This window comes from Paraburkholderia sp. JPY465 (assembly GCF_050436725.1).
GTDB classification, from domain to species: domain Bacteria; phylum Pseudomonadota; class Gammaproteobacteria; order Burkholderiales; family Burkholderiaceae; genus Paraburkholderia; species Paraburkholderia youngii.
The window spans coordinates 582,583-601,222 of record NZ_JBNDMT010000006.1; the positions used below are offsets into that span (position 1 = coordinate 582,583).

18 protein-coding genes and 1 pseudogene are annotated in these 18,640 nt (G+C 61.3%); 5 read left to right on the top strand and 14 right to left on the bottom strand.

The features are described 5' to 3' along the window. Positions 1 to 8: 8 nt before the first annotated feature. The 4 genes from QFZ94_RS35825 to QFZ94_RS35840 form a co-directional block, all read right to left on the bottom strand. Positions 9 to 1,304 (bottom strand): MFS transporter, encoded by a 1,296-nt coding sequence (locus QFZ94_RS35825; protein ID WP_429462798.1) that lies wholly within the window; start codon positions 1,302 to 1,304, stop codon positions 9 to 11. Next, positions 1,304 to 1,624 carry a hypothetical protein gene (locus QFZ94_RS35830; protein ID WP_429463701.1) on the bottom strand — a complete coding sequence of 107 codons (321 nt, stop codon included), beginning with the start codon at positions 1,622 to 1,624 and terminating at the stop codon, positions 1,304 to 1,306. The genes QFZ94_RS35825 and QFZ94_RS35830 overlap by 1 nt, the downstream gene beginning before the upstream one ends. A gap of 471 nt (positions 1,625 to 2,095) precedes the next feature. Then, positions 2,096 to 2,374 carry a hypothetical protein gene (locus QFZ94_RS35835; RefSeq protein ID WP_368585706.1) on the bottom strand — a complete coding sequence of 93 codons (279 nt, stop codon included), beginning with the start codon at positions 2,372 to 2,374 and terminating at the stop codon, positions 2,096 to 2,098. 302 nt (positions 2,375 to 2,676) lie between these two features. Continuing rightward, complete coding sequence (locus QFZ94_RS35840) at positions 2,677 to 3,858, bottom strand: TIGR03118 family protein (protein ID WP_429462799.1); 1,182 nt, start codon at positions 3,856 to 3,858, stop codon at positions 2,677 to 2,679. Positions 3,859 to 3,948: 90 nt separating this feature from the next. Here QFZ94_RS35840 and QFZ94_RS35845 point away from each other — a divergent pair. The 5 genes and pseudogenes from QFZ94_RS35845 to QFZ94_RS35865 form a co-directional block, all read left to right on the top strand. Beyond that, positions 3,949 to 4,161: pseudogene (locus tag QFZ94_RS35845) on the top strand (hypothetical protein); the annotation flags it as partial. 81 nt (positions 4,162 to 4,242) lie between these two features. After that, entirely contained in the window at positions 4,243 to 4,983 is a 741-nt protein-coding gene (locus QFZ94_RS35850; protein ID WP_410852543.1) for an ATP-binding cassette domain-containing protein, read from the top strand. A 55-nt stretch (positions 4,984 to 5,038) separates the two neighbouring features. Continuing rightward, a complete protein-coding gene (locus QFZ94_RS35855) occupies positions 5,039 to 6,034 on the top strand; it encodes an ABC transporter permease (RefSeq protein WP_368585709.1) in 996 nt (331 codons plus the stop codon). 117 nt (positions 6,035 to 6,151) lie between these two features. Further along, entirely contained in the window at positions 6,152 to 7,144 is a 993-nt protein-coding gene (locus tag QFZ94_RS35860) for a sugar-binding protein (protein ID WP_429462800.1), read from the top strand. Between the two features lie 160 nt (positions 7,145 to 7,304). Then, positions 7,305 to 7,844 (top strand): SRPBCC family protein, encoded by a 540-nt coding sequence (locus tag QFZ94_RS35865; protein WP_429462801.1) that lies wholly within the window; start codon positions 7,305 to 7,307, stop codon positions 7,842 to 7,844. 39 nt (positions 7,845 to 7,883) lie between these two features. Here QFZ94_RS35865 and QFZ94_RS35870 read toward each other — a convergent pair whose 3' ends face one another. The 10 genes from QFZ94_RS35870 to QFZ94_RS35915 form a co-directional block, all read right to left on the bottom strand. After that, positions 7,884 to 8,984, bottom strand: a complete 1,101-nt coding sequence (locus tag QFZ94_RS35870) for a hypothetical protein (RefSeq protein WP_429462802.1) — start codon at positions 8,982 to 8,984, stop codon at positions 7,884 to 7,886. Between the two features lie 77 nt (positions 8,985 to 9,061). Further along, positions 9,062 to 9,709: a hypothetical protein gene (locus QFZ94_RS35875; RefSeq protein WP_368585713.1), complete on the bottom strand. Its 648-nt coding sequence runs from the start codon at positions 9,707 to 9,709 to the stop codon at positions 9,062 to 9,064. A 54-nt stretch (positions 9,710 to 9,763) separates the two neighbouring features. Beyond that, positions 9,764 to 10,582, bottom strand: a complete 819-nt coding sequence (locus QFZ94_RS35880; protein ID WP_429462803.1) for a hypothetical protein — start codon at positions 10,580 to 10,582, stop codon at positions 9,764 to 9,766. 81 nt (positions 10,583 to 10,663) lie between these two features. Then, positions 10,664 to 11,299, bottom strand: coding sequence for a hypothetical protein (locus QFZ94_RS35885; protein WP_429462804.1), 636 nt, complete (start codon positions 11,297 to 11,299; stop codon positions 10,664 to 10,666). A gap of 295 nt (positions 11,300 to 11,594) precedes the next feature. Next, positions 11,595 to 12,350: a FadR/GntR family transcriptional regulator gene (locus QFZ94_RS35890; RefSeq protein WP_410851528.1), complete on the bottom strand. Its 756-nt coding sequence runs from the start codon at positions 12,348 to 12,350 to the stop codon at positions 11,595 to 11,597. Between the two features lie 34 nt (positions 12,351 to 12,384). Next, complete coding sequence (locus QFZ94_RS35895) at positions 12,385 to 13,905, bottom strand: alpha-N-arabinofuranosidase (RefSeq protein WP_429462805.1); 1,521 nt, start codon at positions 13,903 to 13,905, stop codon at positions 12,385 to 12,387. Between the two features lie 115 nt (positions 13,906 to 14,020). Then, positions 14,021 to 15,355 carry an extracellular solute-binding protein gene (locus QFZ94_RS35900; RefSeq protein ID WP_368585718.1) on the bottom strand — a complete coding sequence of 445 codons (1,335 nt, stop codon included), beginning with the start codon at positions 15,353 to 15,355 and terminating at the stop codon, positions 14,021 to 14,023. 132 nt (positions 15,356 to 15,487) lie between these two features. Beyond that, positions 15,488 to 16,375, bottom strand: a complete 888-nt coding sequence (locus tag QFZ94_RS35905) for a carbohydrate ABC transporter permease (protein ID WP_368585719.1) — start codon at positions 16,373 to 16,375, stop codon at positions 15,488 to 15,490. Continuing rightward, a complete protein-coding gene (locus QFZ94_RS35910) occupies positions 16,372 to 17,298 on the bottom strand; it encodes a carbohydrate ABC transporter permease (protein ID WP_429462806.1) in 927 nt (308 codons plus the stop codon). Before QFZ94_RS35910 ends, QFZ94_RS35905 begins: the two co-directional genes overlap by 4 nt. Continuing rightward, complete coding sequence (locus tag QFZ94_RS35915) at positions 17,288 to 18,370, bottom strand: ABC transporter ATP-binding protein (protein WP_429462807.1); 1,083 nt, start codon at positions 18,368 to 18,370, stop codon at positions 17,288 to 17,290. The genes QFZ94_RS35910 and QFZ94_RS35915 overlap by 11 nt, the downstream gene beginning before the upstream one ends. Between the last annotated feature and the right edge of the window lie 270 nt (positions 18,371 to 18,640).

Below are 18,640 nucleotides of genomic sequence, written 5' to 3' on the forward strand. Positions count from 1 at the left end.
GAAGCGCATCAGTGCGCCGGCGTCAGCGACACTGCGCGGCGGCGATAGAGCGCGAACGTCGCCAGAAGCGCGCACGCTGCGGCGAGGCTCATCCAGTATCCGGGCGCGGCCTTGTCGCCAGTCATATGAATAAGCGCCGTCGAGATCGCGGGCGTGAAGCCTCCGAACACGGCCGTCGCGAGACTGTAGGCGAGCGAGAAGCCGGCAACGCGCACCTGCACCGGCATCACTTCCGTGAGCGCGACGACCATCGCGCCGTTATAGATGCCGTACATGAACGAGAGCCAAAGGAGGACGAGCAGCATGTTGACGAAGCTAGGCGCGTGAGCGAGCAGCGACAGTGCCGGGTAGGCGGTCGCGATCGCGAGCACCGTCATGGCGACGAGGAGCGGCCGGCGGCCGAGCTTGTCGGAGAGCGCAGCGCCGACCGGCAGCCACACGAAGTTCGATACGCCCACACACAGCGTCACGAGCAGGCTGTCGGCGGTGCTCAGGTGCAGGACCGTCTTGCCGAAGGTCGGCGCGTAGACCGTGATGAGGTAAAAGCTCGTGGTGGTCATCGCCACCAGCATCATGCCTGCGACGACGACGGCCCAGTTCTGGACCAGCGTGCCGAATACTTCCTTCATGGTCGGACGATGCTGGCGCGCCTTGAACTCCTGCGTTTCCTCCAGATTGCGACGCAGCATGAAGATGAACGGCACGATCATGCAGCCCACCAGGAACGGCACGCGCCAACCCCAGGCTGCGATGGCCGATGCGCTCAGCCACTGATTGAGCGCGAAGCCGAGGCCCGCGGCGACGACGATCGCCACCTGTTGGCTCGCGGACTGCCAGCTCGTGAAAAACCCTTTGCGGCCGGGCGTGGCCATCTCGGCAAGATACACCGACACACCGCCCAGCTCCGCGCCCGCCGAGAAGCCCTGCAGCAGCCGTCCGAGCAGCACGAGCGCGGGCGCCAGGAGTCCGATCGTCGCGTAGCCCGGTACGAACGCGATCAGGATCGTGCCGCTCGCCATGATGGAAAGCGTGACGATGAGGCCCTTGCGGCGGCCGACGTCGTCGATGTAGGCGCCGAGCACGATCGCGCCCAGCGGCCGCATCAGGAAGCCGGCCCCGAACACGGCGAACGTCATCATCAACGAGGCGAACTCGCTGTGGGCGGGAAAGAAAACCTTGGCGATCTGCGTGGCGTAGAAGCCGAACAGGAAGAAGTCGAACTGCTCCAGGAAATTTCCGGCCGTTACACGGAAAACTGCGGCGGCCTTCGAACGTCCGGTCGAAAGGTTAGTCGAGGGGTGCATCAAGGTGTCTCCTGAAATCTTGAAAAGACGCGGTGGTCCGGCCGATTGTGGTTCTGGCAATATTCGCCCGGAGGCGGCAAAACGATAAGTGCAATTTTCGGAACGATTGATGTTATACCGTTATCAATCTCGGCCCCTGCCGTCGCCACCGAGCCGCGCAACGCGAGCACGGCGGCGACCGTCAGAGGCTTATCACTGCGTCGACATTGACGCACCTGTCCGCCTTTGCCAGGCGCCGTGCCGAACACGACGTTCGTGCCCGAAAACGCATGGCTCACCGGCGTCACCTCCGACGATTCGCCGCCCAGAATCTTGAGCACGCTCTCCTTATGCCACGCGCGCTTGCGGGTGCGCCTCGCGCGCGCCGATACGCGCCGCGACCTGCGCGTCCGCCCGATTGCATCCACGCATCGGCCTTGAGTGCGCACTGGATCACTTCGCGCTGTGCTTTTGAACCGTTTTCTCGGGCTTCTGATGACGCATAGTTGCGCAAGAAGACCAAGAGTAGAAGTGCGATTTCTGGAATCATTGATGCATGGACGTTATCAATGCCCATGCATCGACCGGTTGAATCGCCAACGCATAGCGGCCTTTGGCACTCGGCCAATGACCGTAATGGCCGAGCTGCTGCCTCTGATCCGCCCTCATGAATGACCGGACCACCTCGTTATTTGTGGCTGAATTCCCAACGTCGCGACCGGCGGCAATGCTACGAAGACAAGTTATAGCGACAACTGGGCAGTGCTCCCATTTTTGATGGGCGGTTTTCATCGATAGAAATGTGCCGGTGCCTAGTTGCGTGCGCCGTGACCGCCGCTGTGGCCCCCGCCCTGCTCGAACTGAGTGCTGCGACCGTGGAACCCATGGTGAAAGCCGTCGCCATGGTCAAAGTCGTGGAAGCGGCGGACACCGCCGCCAAGGAATACGCATGGCTGGCCGCGAGACGGACAGCCGGCATAGAACTCACACGGATAAGCCGGATACGCCGCGCACGTGTTGTAATAACCTGGATCCGCGGCGCAATCTATCGCGCCGAGCAGCAGCACGGCAAAGAGAAACTTGGCCTTCATGAGGCAAACCTGCCATACCCCGTTCTCTCAATACTCGCCACCGCTATTCACAGCCGTTGGCATGGTGGCGTCGTCACCCGATGGCATATATTGCGTGACAGGTGGCGCGTTTTGCGTGTCGGTGCCGCTGTTATGGTCCTGGATGGCCTATCCGCAGCGGCTGCATCGATGCAATGAATAAAGTGTAGACCATTCGATCCAGTGGATTGCCTTCGGGCACCACGGATCAATAACAGCCGGTCGCGTCTGGTGAGTCCCGCGACCGGCTGAGATGAGGTCCTTCGTCTCGAACTTGAATATCGTCAATGGTCAGCGACTCGCTCCCTGGAGCCTCTTACCGGAGCGATGATCCCGAAAAGTCCATTGGTCTCCTTGTTAGGACCGGCCGAGAAGTACAGCGTGTCCGGGCTCGAATTGCGGCCGCCACCGAGTGTCAGAGTCCACAGACCGTCGATTGCCAGTGGATTGCCGAACTCATTCTCCAACTGATCGACGAAAGCGCCGTCATTGCCGAAGACATTGATTCGACCATCGCCGAAGTTGCCAATGAGAATCTTGCCGCTGAAGCGGCCGAACGCAAACGATGCACGGGCGATCCCCCATGGCGAGTCGAGCGTCCCTCGGCTTGCAAAGCGACGCAGCAGGTGGCCGTCGGTATCGAATACGTCGACGAATCCACGACCGCGTCCTGCATCGTCGTCGTGCTTCTCTTTGTTCTGCTTTGCGTAGGTGACGAAAAGATCCCCATCGATATTCGCGATACCGAACGGGGCATAGCCGGCAGGGATGTTCGGGTCGACGAAGCCGCCGTCGGTCGTCGCAGCCGTGAACTGGCCGTCTGAACCGTTCGGCCCAAATACATCGATCCGACCCGAACGGAAGTTCGTCGCAAACAGGAATCCGCCTTGCGCATTGACTCCGAAGACGAGCCCCTTGTAGACAGCCCCGCTGTCCGCGGAGGGATTGGAAGAGTTATCGACCGCGATCACGGCGTTATTCGGCGGATTCAACCCACCGGCCCAAGCGGAAATCGTGCCATCTTCAGTTGCGAAGATGAACACGGCCGGGATCTTGGTGCCTGGCACGAGAAACGCAGACGAGGGATTCCACACAATCCCGGTTGGCGCCGCGGGCGTGGGATTCGGTGGCGACTTGGGAAGGACGGGATGACAGGCGCCGCCCGGTATGACGTTGCCTGGCAGCGGGATCGCGACCTGCAGCGTCGTCACCTTGGTCCCCGCGCCGTCATATAGCGTGGAGCAGCCGGTGGCATTGTCGTTGATCCAGAATGGACTTCCTGCCGGACTAAAGGCAATACCCCAGGCGTTCTGCAGGACACCGTCGACTTTCGGGGCTGCGCCTGCCACGTTGGACACGAGCGGTGTGACGACATAGGCGTCATCAGCAGCGGCATACCCGATTGTGAAACCGGCGGCGAGCGCGATCGCAGCCGCCGCTTTGAGACCACGCGAGATCTGAGACATAGCTACCCTCCTCGTCACTGGCGAGACATCGCCGCAAGCTAAACGACCGCAGGAGTTCGAATATTCCCGCTCTACACGAAGAATTCCGAGCGGTGCGAAAGTCCGCACTGGATGCGCCACACTCACGCGACGCATGCGCCGGGAGGCGGCACGGAACTGAGCATCGTGCTGGACAACCTGCGGCACCCTTCAGCGTCGACAACGACGATCTATCTGCATAGCGATGAAGTGAAGCGGGCACGACAAATGAGCGAGTTCGGCAGGTGGCTAAAGTGCCTTGCTAAAACCCCCATCGTGCACTAAAAAACATCTACCTAGCTCGTATGTCTACTGGCCGCCCAGCCAATGCAGTGGGCGCCTCCACCCCAGCGAACGCGACAGTCTATGAGTCTTCTTGAGCTCAGAGGCGTTTCCAGACATTTCGGCGCCATTCAGGCCCTGATCGACGTGACGCTCAGCCTGGAGCCGGGCGAGGTGGTCGGCCTCATGGGCGATAACGGGGCCGGCAAATCGACATTGGTGAAGGTGGTCGCCGGTAACTTTCCGCCTTCGCACGGTGAAATGCTCATCGATGGAAAGCCCGTGCATTTCACCAAACCGATCGACGCCCGCGCGCGCGGCATCGAGGTCGTCTATCAGGACCTCGCGCTTTGCGACAATCTGACCGCAGCCGCCAACGTCTTTCTTGGCCGCGAACTGCGGATCGGGTTCGGACCTGTCCGCGTGCTCGATCACGCGACCATGTATCGGCGTGCGGGTGATCTGTTCAAGCAACTGAAGTCCGAGACGCGCCCGCGCGACCTCGTCAGGCAAATGTCGGGCGGGCAGCGGCAAGCGGTGGCCATCGCCCGCACACGCCTCTCTGAAGCGAGGCTCGTCCTCATGGACGAGCCGACCGCCGCGATCAGCGTCCGCCAGGTCGCCGAGGTGCTCGATCTCATCAAACGCCTGTCCGAACACGGCATCGCCGTCATCCTCATCAGCCACCGCATGCCCGACGTATTCGCCGTCGCCCACCGGGTGGTTGTCATGCGGCGCGGGCGCAAGGTCGCGGACAAGAAAACCGAGGAGTCCTCCCCGGAAGAGGTGACTGGTCTCATCACCGGCGCCATCGCCGCTGCCTGAAACTGCCTTGCATCGGAGCCCCACTTTGAACGACGCGTCGCGAAGGCCCCCCACAATGCCGCCATTGCTCGATGATCCACAGTCCGCGAGGACGCATACTCGCTGGTCGGGACTACTCGCAAGCCAGGTGTTCTGGGTCGTGCTGGCAACGATCGTCGCCTGTATCGCCCTGTCGATTGCGACCTCGACCTTCGCGACTTCCGAGAATCTGTTCAACGTTACGCGAAACTTCGCCTTCGTCGCCATCGTGGCGCTAGGAATGATGGCGGTGATCGTCACGGGCGGCATCGACATTTCGGTCGGCTCGACCATCGGCATCAGCGGTATCGTGCTCTCGGTCGTCATGAACGCGGGCTACCCGATCTGGGCCGGCATCGGCATGGGACTGTTGACCGCCGGGCTGGTCGGCCTCGTCAACGGCCTGCTCATCGCCTATCTCGGCATGCAGCCTTTCGTCGTGACGCTCGCGATGCTGAGCGTCGGCCGCAGCCTCGCACTCGTGATTTCCCGCAGCCGGACCATTTTCGATTTCGGCCCCGACGGCAGCAAACTCCTCACGCTCGGCGGCGGCGCGACGCTCGGCGTCGCCAATCCGGTGTGGTTCCTGATCCTGCTTGGGCTGTTGTTCTGGTTCGCGTTCGGCTGGACGCGCTGGGGCCGCTACGTCTTCGCGATCGGCGGCAACCGTCATGCGGCGACTCTCACCGGCGTACCGGTGCGCCGCATCGTTTGTAGCGTCTACGTGCTCTGTGGCCTCATGGCGGGCGTCGCGGCGATTCTCGAAGTCGGCTGGCTAGGCGCAGTCACGACCGGCCTCGGTACCGGCGACGAGCTGCGCGTGATCGCGGCCACCGTGGTCGGTGGCACCAATCTGATCGGCGGGGTTGGCAGCGCTTTCGGCACGATCGTCGGCGCGGCGCTCATCGAGGTCATCCGCAACAGCCTGATCCTGCTCGGCGTCGACGCGTTCTGGCAGGGCACTGTCGTCGGCAGCTTCATTGTCGTCGCGGTGCTCTTCAACCGGCTCGGTGGCGAGCGGCAAGGGGATTGAAATGTCTGTGGACGCACCGGCCGCTTCCGGACCGGTGCCGCGGGAGGCGGGACGCGTTACGAAGACTGTGTAAGCCGACATGGGTACCGCAGAGCCGGCGCCCAACAGGAGGAAGCCATGAAAAAACTGTTGATGTGTCTTGCTGCGGCTGGAGGACTCGCGATGCTGGCGTCCCCGGGCTTTGCGGCCGATAAGACCCTTGCGCTGGTCGTGAAGGGTCTCGACAACCCGTACTTCGACCTGATGCATCAGGGATGCGAACGGGCGAACAAGGAACTCAACAAGCAAGGCTACAACTGTTATTACACCGGTCCCGCGACCGCGGCCGACGAGAGCGCGCAAGTGCAGATCATCGACGACCTGCTGACCAAGGGCGTCGCGAGCATGGCGATCTCGCCCGCGAACGCGCCGGCCGTGGCGGAGGTGCTGCGCCGCCGCGGCGGATCGGTCCCGGTCATCACCGCGGATGCCGACTTGCTGCCGAAGGATGCGTCACTGCGCAAAAGCTATGTCGGCACCGACAACTACGAGCTGGGCGCCAAGCTCGGCGAGCAGCTGAAGATGCTGATGCCGAAAGGCGGCAATGTCTGCCTCGTGATGGGCAATCCGGCTGCGGAGAACATCAACCAGCGGGCCCAGGGCGCGCGCGATGTGCTCTCCGGGAAGAAGGGCATCGCGAAGCTCGCTGGCGAGAACGGGTGGCATGAGATCAGTGGCTGTCCGCTCTACGTGAACGACGACGCCGCGAAGGCGAATCAGATGATGCAGGACACGCTGACCGCCAACCCCACGGGTCTCGACGCCTTTCTACTGGCGGGCGGCTGGCCGCTCTTTGCTCCGCAGGCCTTTTCGCAGGTCGTCGCCCCAATCATGGACAAGATCAAGAACGGCAAATTCGTGATCGTCTCGGCTGACACGCTCGGGCCCGAACTGCAGGCGCTCAAGGACCGCAAGGTGAATGTGCTCGTCGGTCAGCGGCCCGAGGAAATGGGCTACCGCGCCGCGATGGTCATGCGCGACCTCGCGCAAGGGAAGTCCGTGCCTCCGGTCATTCACACCGGACTCGACGTCTGCACGTGGAAGAACGCCGACACTTGCCTGAAGCATTGAAAGCCGGCGACCACGGCGACGACGAAGCGGCTGAAAATGTGGGATTGCGCAGCCAGTTCGTCTGGATAGCAAGTAGTAAGCCCCGATCGTGCCTTGATTGTAAGTTGCGCCGTTGACGCCAGATCCTATCGGCGCACGGAGCATACTTCGCGAGTCCCGGATGAAATGGCCATCGAAATGGATGAGCGCGCTCCTGGCAGTCATCGTGGTCGCTGCACTGCTTGCCGTCCCGTTGCCTGGGTCGGTCAATCTTACGACGAGGATTGCCACCGTGACCTCGATCGAGCGACCGGATGCGGTGGTTTTCGACTACGTAACGACACCTGCTCACTGGCCCAGCTGGCACCCGTCTTCGCTATCGGTAAGAGGGGCGGTCGACCACTCGTTAAACGTCGGTGAACAGGTTGCTGAAGAATTCCGCGTGGCGGGTCGCCGGGGAAGCGTCCTGTGGACCGTTTCCGTACGGGACCGTCCGCACAAATGGGCCATTGTCGGCACGATAGACGGGAAGCCTGCAGGCACAGTGAGCTACGCGTTGACGCCCGTAGCGTCAGGAACACGATTCGTGCGCGAGTTCGTGTACCGCGCGCCGACACTATGGTTTGCGGTGTTGAATGTCCTGTTCGTTCGAACGCGAATCCAGCAGGAGTCCGACGAGGCAGTCGCGCGACTTAAGAAAGCGTTGGAAACAATGCCGTAGCCCGGATTTTTCCGAATCTTTTTGTTCGCACACATTCCACTACAGAACCTGGAAGGCGGCGAATGCGCCGCCCGCGAACACTTGCTGGGAGAAGATCTGCCAGATGCCGCCCACTCGCACGCCAATCATGCACATGTATTGGAGTGGATTCGCGCCAGCGCCGGGCACCGGGTAGCCGTTTGGAAAGCCGGGGATGTTGCTGTGCCCTGCGCCATACACCATGAAAGGAGCGGCACCTGCATGATTCGCGAAATCGCCGGCGCCAACGTTAGCATTCATTCCGCAGAGCTGCTGGGCCATGGTCGGGCCGACATGCGGGTTCGGATGTCCCGGGATGCTGGGCGAAATATGAGCGCCATAGATCACCCCTCCCACGTCCTTCATGCAAAAACTGCAGCCGGTAAACTGCGTCGTGACCATCACGTCGGAGCCATCGAGACGTGTACCGTCGATGGCGCCAAAGCTGGCAGCACCCGGCGGTGGCCCCGGATTTACCACGATTCCTCTACCGGGGACGGCAGTCCAGTGCACGGCGCGCACGCTTGCTGCGGAATAGCCATACGCGCCTGCAGGAACCGGAAAGCCCGCGACGGGCACGAACATGTAGCGATCCTGGGCCGCGTCGTAGGTGAAGTAAAAGTTCACGAGATTGCGGTCTAGCGCATCCGGCGCATAGGCCGTCGAACCACGAACCATGATCTTGTTGTCCGTGAGAAACTGCAGCGGCGCAGCCGGGATAACCGTCGTCAGCAGATTTCTGCTGCCGTGGTCGCGCGCATGATGTGCATCCTCTACTATCCTGGCCTTCTGCAACAGACGGCGATACTCAGCTGCCAACAATCCGGCACCGAGCGTCGTGGCCCGATTTGCAAGCGCGTTGTTTCCAATGGCATGCCACAGGAGATAAATGGCGCGTCGCATTTCGCGCTGGGTCTCGTTACCCGCGTTGTGCACATTCTTCATCGACATCCCGTTTGAGAAATTCACGTAGCCGGGTTGATGTGCGTTGGCCGGGGGATAATGATTCTGAATATAGGAAGTGGCCAGAGCGTGCGCGCAGGCGTTCTCGGCGAAGGTTCCGATTGCCGAGGTTTGAATGAATCCAAGCGTGTCGTTGATCCTCACAGTCACGTCTTTCATGGCTATTCCCAAAGTGTCGTGTGCCGCAGCAATGGTCTCGCACCGATCCGTCCGCCCTCATGCATCGCCACGGTGATTCAAACCACGTGAACGAAATCCAGGTACTTGTCCAGGATGTGAAGATGATCGCTCGGCGTCTGGATATCTTCTGTCACGGCGATCATCATCCCGTCCCTACCCTCGCGCTTGAGGTTTTCGCTAACGGCGTCATGATCACTGCCGGTAATGGTCACCTTCGACGACCGCTTGATCCCGATGGTGGGATTCCGCTTGCCGGTATGAAACGCAAACGTGCAGAGATCGGAGGTTGGGCTAGGGGTGAAGACTTTCCCCTTTCGCGCCTGGAAGGCCTGCTGATTGACCAGATCCCCGCTGTGTTTGTTTTTGACGATGACATCGGCGTTGTGGTAGTCGAGCACATAGGTCGCCACGTCCGCGCATCCCACTGCATTCTGAATCTGGCTGATGTTGTGATATTCCTTGCTGCCCACGTTCCAGCCGGCGATGTAAAGCTCGTAGACCCTGTCACCGCCGATCAACGTGACGGCGCGCGCGAACAAAGTGTTTGTGCTGCCGCGCCAGCCCTGGGTTTTATGAACGCCCACGAGCCGGTCGGCGAGTACGCAGATAATCGCAGAACAGGTCGACATCGTGGGAAATGCGAGCGCAGTACCCTCCCCCGTCTGATCATCGTGAATCGACATCACGGTCCTGGTAACCGGCATGACGTTCTCCTCGATTCCCCCTGAATCTTCATCGCCGCGGGGCGGCTCGCTGCGTCAATCAGACTTCTCTTCCGCCTCGATCCAGGCTTTGGTGGGTCTGGTCCGGTTATCCGTCGCCACGACCCCCACGCATTCGAACTTGCTGTTCTCCTGTTCGAGGCAATTCTGCAGATTCTCGGCGTCCGTCGTCTTTGCATCGACCAGCATGCCGGGCGGGATAAAGCCATTCAGATTCTCAACCACCGGTTTCAGGGCTTCATAGACGAGGCTGTAGCGGTTTCCCTTTTTCAAGGCCAGGAAATTTTGCGGACCCAATAGAAAGTTCTTCGCCTGCTGTGATTGCAAGGACATGTTGTGCAGCGCGGCGTGCAGGCAGGCCGCCTGAAAACAGTATGTGACGAACTGCGAGCAGCTGATTCCCTTGCGACTCGAAAGCTTCACGCCCGTGATCCCGCGGTGCCAGGCGCGCACCGCGCGGACCAAAGAGTCGGCAGTCCAGGCTTCATCGGTCTGGTATTGATCTCCACGCCGTCCGAAGGGAACGGTCGCTTTCACGACCTGATTTTTCGTTTCTGCATATTTCACCATCGCAACCACCATGGGATCGTCACTGCGCGTGGCCCATCTTGCGGCGAACCACGCTGCCGCCTGCGCCACGGCGGAACTCTCGTAACGATAGACGAGGTACTTGAAGTCGTCGTCGGTGACTGCCAGCGCACCGACGGACTGCTGCACGACGCCCTGCAGGTTCCCCACGTCCTTGCTGTGGATGACGGTTTTTCCCCCGGCGTCAGCCACCCAGATCAGCGCATGCTTCGCTTCGTCGGCACTGTCGTCGTACTCGATAATGATGTCGCCGGCGGAAAAGTCCATATCTCGATCGGCTGATCAGAGCGGCCGTTGCTGTTGCGGAAATGTGTGCCTGAAATGGGTGCCTGAATTGCAGCGGCACCGTCATCGTATGCAGAGGTCGGCCTTGATCAGAATCGCCGGCTTGATCCCGCCACGCTGGACGATCTGAACCACGGTTGCACGCCCCTGCCCCGCCTCCGACGAATATTCAACGGGTTCCTCCACGACGACACCTTCGCTAGCATCGATACTGTGACGAAAGCGCACCGCCTTGCCTTCCTTGGTGGTGGTCACTTTGAATTTACCGTCACCGATGTCTGTCACGGAATGGGTAATCTGAAATCCTGAGCACGGCGCAGCCGTCCACGGTTTCGTGCCATAGACGAAGACCTGGTATAGAACCATTTCACCCGGGCCGGTTAGGGCGATCTCGGCAGGAAAGCCGTGCTCATCGTTGCTTTTTCCCAAGTATGTCTCCACCTTGCTGGAAACATGAAAACCTCGATTGGCGAAACAACCTGTGGCTTTTAACGGCGCGGATATGAGCTCGTTGCTGTACACCCCCGCGAGATGCATAAGATTGCCATCGGCAGATTCCCAAAGCATCTGCACATCCATTCCACATTTATCCTTCATCACCGTAAGCGGCACGAAGTGGTCAAAACTGTAGTTGCAGGGATAACTGAAGACTGTCTTTGGGATGGTGATGGTCAGCCCAAGTTTGTTGGGTGTAGACATGTCCGCCCCTTCCGCTGAGTACCACACGGCCCGCACTTAAGCCCGGATAAAAGGATAGGTAAACTGCTCCGCCCAATCAACAAGATCAGACGTTTGGGCGTCGGCGGCTGCGAAGGCGGCCAGAAATGCATTTTTCGCCTTCGCAGGCGGCATACGTTCCGCATAACTTATGCTTGTGCCGCCGGAACGAACGACAAGCGTGCGCGTATGCCGGGTCGGAAAAATGTTGCCAGTGCCCCCAAGGCAGCGACGCGTCGCGTTGCGCAAGCGGTATGCGCCGATCCGCCCGAGTCTTTTAGCCCTCGCGCCCCACCACGTCTTTCGGGCTGATCGTGTAGCGCAGCATCCTTTCGCGCGATGCTTCGAGCAGACGCGTCATCGCGGCGGACGCGGCCTCCGGTTCGCGCGCAACGATCCGGCGACGCACCGCGTCATGCAGCTCGATATCTTCGCTCGGCCGCGCCGCCTGCCGCAGCAGCATCTCGGACGACACCCGCAACGCCGCCTTGATCGCACTGCCGATCGTGATGAACATGCCGTTCTGTGACATCGCGATGATCGCCATATGAAATTCGAGCACCGCTTCGCTCACCGCGCGCACATCCGAATGCGCCGACGGCGAAGCATAGGCGCTCGCCAGCTCGCGGTAGCGGCGCTCGATCAGCTGAAGGTCGTCGTCGCTGCCGTGCCGCGCCGCGAGAAAGCTCGCGCGCGGCTCGAAACAGATGCGCATCTCGAAGATGTCCTCGACGATCTTCGAGTCGAATTGCGCATTGAGCCGCCACGCGAGCACATCACGGTCGAGCAGATTCCAGTCCGAGAACGGCAACACGCGCGTGCCGATCTTCGGCGTCACTTCGATCAGGCGCTTGCCGGTGAGCTGTTTGATCGCTTCGCGCACGGTCGTGCGACTCACACGGTACTCGGTGCACAACTCGCTTTCGACAGGGAGCAGATCGCCAGGGCCGAATTCGCCCGAGACGATCCTCATGCCGACGATCCGCGCAACCTGCGCGGTCATCGTCCCTACGACGGGCTCACGCTCGAACATCACCCCTCCTTCGTAGACTTCTCGTGCGAACCACCTAGCCGCGCTTTGCCGCGGTCGTGACGATCACGTTCCACGAGCCCGGCTTCAGGCGCGCCGTCAGTTTTTCGCCATCGACCGAGATCTTTTCGTTGGTCGCAGGCACGACCGTCAACGGCGCTTCGCGCGTATTCACCGCCTTCATGTTCGGGTGGTGAAGTTCGAGCGCGTGATCGAGCGTGCGCTCCACGCCGAGGCCGCGCAATTCGATGCTGAGGTCCATCTCGTCGGTCAGGTGCCGGTTCAACGCGAAGATCGTCGTGGTGCCGCTCGCGCGGTCGTCGACCACGGCGGCGCACAGGTAGGCGATCTCGGGAAAGCTCTCGGCCGCGTAGGCGGGCGATTCGATCACCGGCTTGAGCACGCGGCCGTGACCGAACTTCGACGCCTGCGAGAACGGATAAAAGATCGTCTGCCGCCACGCGGCTCCGCCCGGCTCGGTCATGATCGGTCCGATCACGTTGACGAGTTGCGCAAGGCACGCCGTTTTGACGCGATCCGCGTTGTTCATCATCGTGATCAGTGCGCCGCCGACCACCAGCGCGTCCTCGGCGTTATAGACCTCCTCGATCAGGCGCGGCGCGCTTGGCCAGCCCGGCTTGCGCAGATCGTTGATCGAGCGCGCCTTGTACCAGACATTCCATTCATCGAACGACAGCATGATGCGTTTGCTCGAATGCTTGCGCGCCGCCACGCTGTCCGCAACGGCAACGATCTCCTTGATGAACAGATCCATCACGTCGATGTTGCCGAAGAATTCCGCGGTCGAGTCGTGACGGTTCTCGAAGTACGTGTGCAAGGAGATGAAGTCGACCTGATCGAAGCAGTGTTCGAGCACGCGATCTTCCCACGCTCCATAGGTCGCCATGTCGTGAGTCGACGAGCCGCACGCCGCGAGTTGAATGGTGGGATCGACCGCGCGCATCAGCTTGGCGGTTTCGAGCGCGACGCGACCGTACTCGTCGGCGGTCTTGCGGCCGATTTGCCAGGGGCCGTCCATCTCGTTGCCGAGACACCAGAACTTGATGTCGTGCGGCTTCGCGTAACCATGTTCGTGGCGCAAGTCCGACAGCGCGGTGCCGCCGGGATGATTGCAGTACTCGACGAAATGGCGGGCTTCGTCCGGTCCACGCGTGCCGAGATTGACCCCGTACATGGGCTCGATATCGAGCTCGCGGCACCAGTCGATGAATTCGTTGGTGCCGAACTGATTGGTCTCGACCGAATACCATGCGAGATCGAGCCGCTTGGGCCGCTGCGCCTTCGGGCCGACACCGTCTTCCCAGTTATAGCCCGACAGGAAGTTGCCGCCGGGATAACGGACGATCGTCGGCCCGAGTTCGCGCGTGAGCGCCATCACGTCTTTTCGATAGCCACGCTCATCCGCGTCGGGGTGATCCGGCTCATAGATGCCGGTATAGACGCAGCGGCCCATATGTTCGACGAAAGTACCGAACACGCGCCGGTCAAGGTCAGCGACGACGAAATCCCGGTCGACGACAAGGCGGGAGGTAATCATTGTGATAGGTCCTGTGGTGAGGTCGCCTGCGCGTGCCGCCTGATGCGGCACGCCGGCTTGTGAGCTCGAATGGGTTCGGCGAGGTTCCGTTGAGTTCGGGACAGGCGTGCGGCCACTACCTGGACAGCAGCTTGTTGACGCGGTCTTGCGCATCCTGTTCGACGGCGGCGATCGGCTTGCCTGAGGTCAACATGTTGCTGACCTCGCTGCCGACGATCTCCTGAATCGCGAACTGACGCGGCACCGTGTTCGGCAGCGCATAGCCGATGGACGAGATCTCCTTGATGTCCGCGCGATGCGGCAACGCGTTGAACGCCGCGCTATCGATGACCGACTGCCGCGCCGGCAGATGCCCCGTGCGGGCCCAGTCGGCGTCGTGGTCGTAGAGGAACTTGAGGAACACGAACGCGGCGTGGCGGCTCTTGTCATCCTTCGCGCCGCCCTTGAGCATCACCCATGAGTGGCCATCGGCCCACACCGCTTTCTTCTGGAACAGGTTCGGGAACGGCACGACCTCATAGCCGTTGTTGGCGAGCGGCGAATCGGTTTTCTTCGACAGGTTGGTCAAGTCCTCGATCACCCATGTGCCGCAGATCAGCACACCCGCTTTGCCGTTCATGAACGCCTGATTCGCTGCACCGTAGTCGAGGTTCGGGGTGATGTCGCCCGCCTTCATCAGCCCATCCAGCAATTGCAGTGCGTTGGTCACGGGCTTGACGCGCGGATCGATTTTTGTCGGGCCCGACGGAAAGAGCGTGCCGTTCTGCTGATAGACCATCGTGTACAACGAACGCGTCTGCGCGGCGCTCTCGTTGGCGATCGGCATTGTGATGTACGGCAGACCGGTCTTGTCCTTGAACTGTTTCGCCTGCTTGAGCAGTTCGTCGGGCGTGGTCGGCAGGATCGGCTTGCCGCTCGCGTCGACGAGACCCGCCTTCCTGAACAGATTGATGTTGATATGCCAGAGCCACGAATGCGTGTCGAACGGCAACGCGTAGGTCTTGTCGTCGAACGTGACGCCGCGGCGCGCGTGATCCGTGAAGTCCTTCGTATCAATCCCCACCGACTTGAACCCGACGTCGAGCGGTTCGACGAGCTTGCGCTTCACATAGTCGCCGAGCACGGCTTCGTGCATGACCGAGATCGTCGGTACGTCGTGACTCAGAATGCGCGCGTCGATCTGCGTATAGTAAGGAGACCATTCGATGATCTGCGGCTTGACGACGATATCTTCCTTGTTCGTCGCATTGAACTCATTGACCAGCGTCGTGATGATTCCGCACTCACCCGCGGCCTTGCTCACGTCGTTCACATTGCCGTATTCAGCGTCGCAGGCGCCGAAAAAGCGCGACAGCGTAATTTCGGTTTTGGCCTGAGCGGGAGCCGCGAGGCCCGCCGTCAGGCTCAGCAAGGCAAGCAAAAGCGCACCGCGTACGAGCGATCTCTTCATGGTTGTCTCCTGTCGAATACTCGATGAGCCGCGTATTTCCGATCGACAGCGCGCGGCCGCTATGGATTACCGGCGTGACCGGTTCTTTTCAAGCAAGGCGCCGATGCCGGGAAACATCGGTGTGCCAGCGGTTCAGCGCACCGTGGTGCCCGCCACGGCGGCCACGATGTACTTCTGGAAAAACAGGTACAGCACGAAGATCGGCAGGCCGGCGAACACGGCTTGCGCCATCAGATAGCCAATGCCCTCGGACTGCGCGAAATTGCCTTGCGTCGACGCGAGGCCGATCGTCAACGTATACATCTCCGGCTTCGATGCCGACACGAGCGGCCACAGGTAGTCGTTCCACGCGCTGAGGAAGGTGAAGATCGCAAGCGTCGCCTGTGCCGGAATCGACAGCGGCAGCACGATGCGCCAGAACACCTTGAAGCGCGACGCGTTGTCGAGCAGCGCGGCTTCCTCGATTTCGACGGGGACGGCCTTGAAGTACTGGGTCATCAGGTACACGCCGAACGGTGACGCGAGCCTCGGCATGATCAGTGCGCCATAGGTGTTGTGCCAGTCGAGCGACGCGAACAGGCTATGCAGCGGAATCACGAGCGCCTGCTCGGGAACCGCGAGCCCGGCGAGGCAGATCACGTATACCCAGCGCTTGCCTGGGAACGTCGTGCGCGCGAAGCCGTAGCCGGCCAGCGACGCGATGACGAGCGTCAGCAGCGTCTGGCCCAGCGCGACGATCGCGCTGTTGATCAACCAGCCGCCGACGGCTGACGTACCGATGATGCTGGCGTAGTTCTGCAGCGTGAACGGTGGCGAGAACAGCACATCGGTATGCTGCTCCAGGAAGGCGTTCGGCTTGAACGACAGCGCGAACACCCAGACCAGCGGCGCGATCCAGACGAGCGCGAGCAGCACCACGGCGCCGAGCATCACGCGTTCGCCGAGACGGCCGGCCAACGACCCGCGCGAACGTTCGGGCCCAGCTGGATTCGAAGCGGACTGCATTGCGGCGGTACTCATGCGGGGTCCTTTCTGCGTACGATCCATGACTGCACGGCGATACCCAGCAGCATCAGTGCGAACAGCACCTGGGCCGCGGCAGCCGAATAGCCGAACAACCATTGGCGGAAGCCGGATTCGTAAATGAACTGGACGAGTGGTCGCGATGCATTGTTCGGTCCGCCGCCGGTCAGCAATTGCGCCTGACCGAACAGCTGGAACTGGAACACTGCTTCGATCACCGCAACCAGCGCAACGGTGCGCCGGATCGACGGCAGCGTGATCGCTACGAAGGTGCGCCAACGGCTCGCGTTATCGAGCGCAGCCGCTTCGTATAGCTCCTGTGGGATCTGCTGGAGCGCGGCAAGAAACAGCATCACCGGCAGGCCCACGATCCACCATACGGTGACGATCGCGATCATCGGCAGCGCCGTGGCTTCATGGACGAGCGGCACGTACTCGGGGATGTTGAGCGCGCGGCTGACATCGGCGAGCAGCCCATGGCCCGGCATCAATACCAGCTTCCAGACGAGCGTGACGATCGTCACCGACAGCACCGACGACCCGAAGAATATCGCACGCAGCGCGGCGCAAAATCGGCCCGGCCGATTGAGCACGAGCGCGAGCGCAAGACCGAGCGCGACGAACATCGGCACGGTCATGAACACGAAGTAGAACGTGTTGCGCACGGCGCCGCGAAAGATCGGATCGGACGCGAGGTCGAGATAGTTCTTCAGGCCGATGAACTCGGACGTGTCGCCGAGCAGATCGACGTTCTGCAAGCTCAGCCACCAGCCGTACACGAGCGGCACCACCAGCAACAGCACGTAGACGATCACGAACGGCAACACGAACAGCCCGTTCGACCAGGACGCGAGGGGATAGTTGAAACGGCGCCGCCGCGCTTTCGGCAGACCGGCCGTCAGCGGGCGATCAGCCGCCATGATGCGCGCTCCCGCTGGCGTCGAACAGGTGCAGATGGGCAGTATCGAGACTCATACGAAGCGGGTCGCCGGGCTGCAATTCGTACTCGCGCGGAATCTCGATGACGATCAGCTGATTGCTCGCCAGACTCACGTGCGCGAGCGAACGGTCGCCGAGCCGCTCGATGAATTCGGCGCGCCCATTGAGCGCGCCGGCGGCGTCGATCACCACATGCTCGGCGCGGATGCCGAGCGTGAGTTGGCCCGGCGGCAATCTGCCGGCGGCGATCGTGGTCGGCAGCACGACGTTGTCGACCGGCAGGCGCACGCACAAACGGCCGCCGTTTTCGCCGGCCGGTTCGACATCGATGAAGTTCATTGCTGGTGCGCCGATGAAGCCGGCCACGAAGCGCGTCGCCGGACGCCGGTAGATATCGAGCGGCGCGCCGATCTGCTCGATGCGGCCGCGGTTCATCACGACGATGCGTGTGGCGAGCGTCATCGCTTCGATCTGATCGTGTGTGACGAAGACCATCGTCGAGCTGAGGCGCCGATGGATCCGCGCCAGTTCGACCCGGGTACGCGTGCGCAACGCCGCATCGAGGTTCGACAACGGCTCATCGAACAGGAACGCTTCCGGTTCCTTGACCACCGCGCGACCAATCGCGACCCGCTGACGCTGACCACCCGACAGTTGCGCGGGGCGGCGCTTGAGCAGCGCATCGAGTTCGAGCATGCGGGCGGCCTCGGTAATGCGCCGGTTGATCTCGCTCGCGACGACGCCCGAGTTGCGCAAGCCGAACGCCATGTTGTCGTAGACCGTCATGTGCGGATAGAGCGCGTAGTGCTGAAACACCATCGCGACGTCGCGCCTGGCCGGCGGCAGGTGCGTGACCTCGCGGCCACCGATGCTGATCTGGCCTTCGCTGACGGCCTCCAGCCCGGCGATCATGCGCAGCAGCGTCGACTTGCCGCAACCGGACGGGCCGAGAAAGACGAGGAATTCGCCTTCATGGATGTTCAGGTCGAGACCGGTGATCACTTCCGTCTCGCCATACCGCTTTGTCACGCCGTTGAGCTGAATGCCCGTCACCGTGCCTCCTTGGGTTATGTCCCGGAACTGCCGTCTCTTTCTGTATTTGTCTGCTTTGATATTATGAAAATATAGTAATTTCGAACGGTTTGATTCGTCCAATCCCTATTTCGATATTGATCTGTTCGGATTTGGTATCGGGATATGCTTATTGAATTGCCCATGCAATACGCAATTCGAAAGGAGAACTTGCCGTCCATGCGGCCGCGCTACCTACGCCAAAAAGAAGCACGAGGATCGTAAATGATGATCTGAATGCGTTTTGCGAAG

What these genes read in the sequence shown, in the direction of transcription:
- QFZ94_RS35840 (WP_429462799.1), bottom strand. Translation starts at nt 3,858, where the DNA reads ATGTCTCAGATCTCGCGTGGTCTCAAAGCGGCGGCTGCGATCGCGCTC.
- QFZ94_RS35900 (WP_368585718.1), bottom strand. Translation starts at nt 15,355, where the DNA reads ATGAAGAGATCGCTCGTACGCGGTGCGCTTTTGCTTGCCTTGCTGAGC.
- QFZ94_RS35885 (WP_429462804.1), bottom strand. Translation starts at nt 11,299, where the DNA reads ATGTCTACACCCAACAAACTTGGGCTGACCATCACCATCCCAAAGACA.
- QFZ94_RS35895 (WP_429462805.1), bottom strand. Translation starts at nt 13,905, where the DNA reads ATGATTACCTCCCGCCTTGTCGTCGACCGGGATTTCGTCGTCGCTGAC.
- QFZ94_RS35875 (WP_368585713.1), bottom strand. Translation starts at nt 9,709, where the DNA reads ATGCCGGTTACCAGGACCGTGATGTCGATTCACGATGATCAGACGGGG.
- QFZ94_RS35905 (WP_368585719.1), bottom strand. Translation starts at nt 16,375, where the DNA reads ATGAGTACCGCCGCAATGCAGTCCGCTTCGAATCCAGCTGGGCCCGAA.
- QFZ94_RS35860 (WP_429462800.1), top strand. Translation starts at nt 6,152, where the DNA reads ATGAAAAAACTGTTGATGTGTCTTGCTGCGGCTGGAGGACTCGCGATG.
- QFZ94_RS35855 (WP_368585709.1), top strand. Translation starts at nt 5,039, where the DNA reads ATGCCGCCATTGCTCGATGATCCACAGTCCGCGAGGACGCATACTCGC.
- QFZ94_RS35825 (WP_429462798.1), bottom strand. Translation starts at nt 1,304, where the DNA reads ATGCACCCCTCGACTAACCTTTCGACCGGACGTTCGAAGGCCGCCGCA.
- QFZ94_RS35890 (WP_410851528.1), bottom strand. Translation starts at nt 12,350, where the DNA reads ATGTTCGAGCGTGAGCCCGTCGTAGGGACGATGACCGCGCAGGTTGCG.
- QFZ94_RS35880 (WP_429462803.1), bottom strand. Translation starts at nt 10,582, where the DNA reads ATGGACTTTTCCGCCGGCGACATCATTATCGAGTACGACGACAGTGCC.
- QFZ94_RS35835 (WP_368585706.1), bottom strand. Translation starts at nt 2,374, where the DNA reads ATGAAGGCCAAGTTTCTCTTTGCCGTGCTGCTGCTCGGCGCGATAGAT.
- QFZ94_RS35870 (WP_429462802.1), bottom strand. Translation starts at nt 8,984, where the DNA reads ATGAAAGACGTGACTGTGAGGATCAACGACACGCTTGGATTCATTCAA.
- QFZ94_RS35850 (WP_410852543.1), top strand. Translation starts at nt 4,243, where the DNA reads ATGAGTCTTCTTGAGCTCAGAGGCGTTTCCAGACATTTCGGCGCCATT.
- QFZ94_RS35910 (WP_429462806.1), bottom strand. Translation starts at nt 17,298, where the DNA reads ATGGCGGCTGATCGCCCGCTGACGGCCGGTCTGCCGAAAGCGCGGCGG.
- QFZ94_RS35865 (WP_429462801.1), top strand. Translation starts at nt 7,305, where the DNA reads ATGAAATGGCCATCGAAATGGATGAGCGCGCTCCTGGCAGTCATCGTG.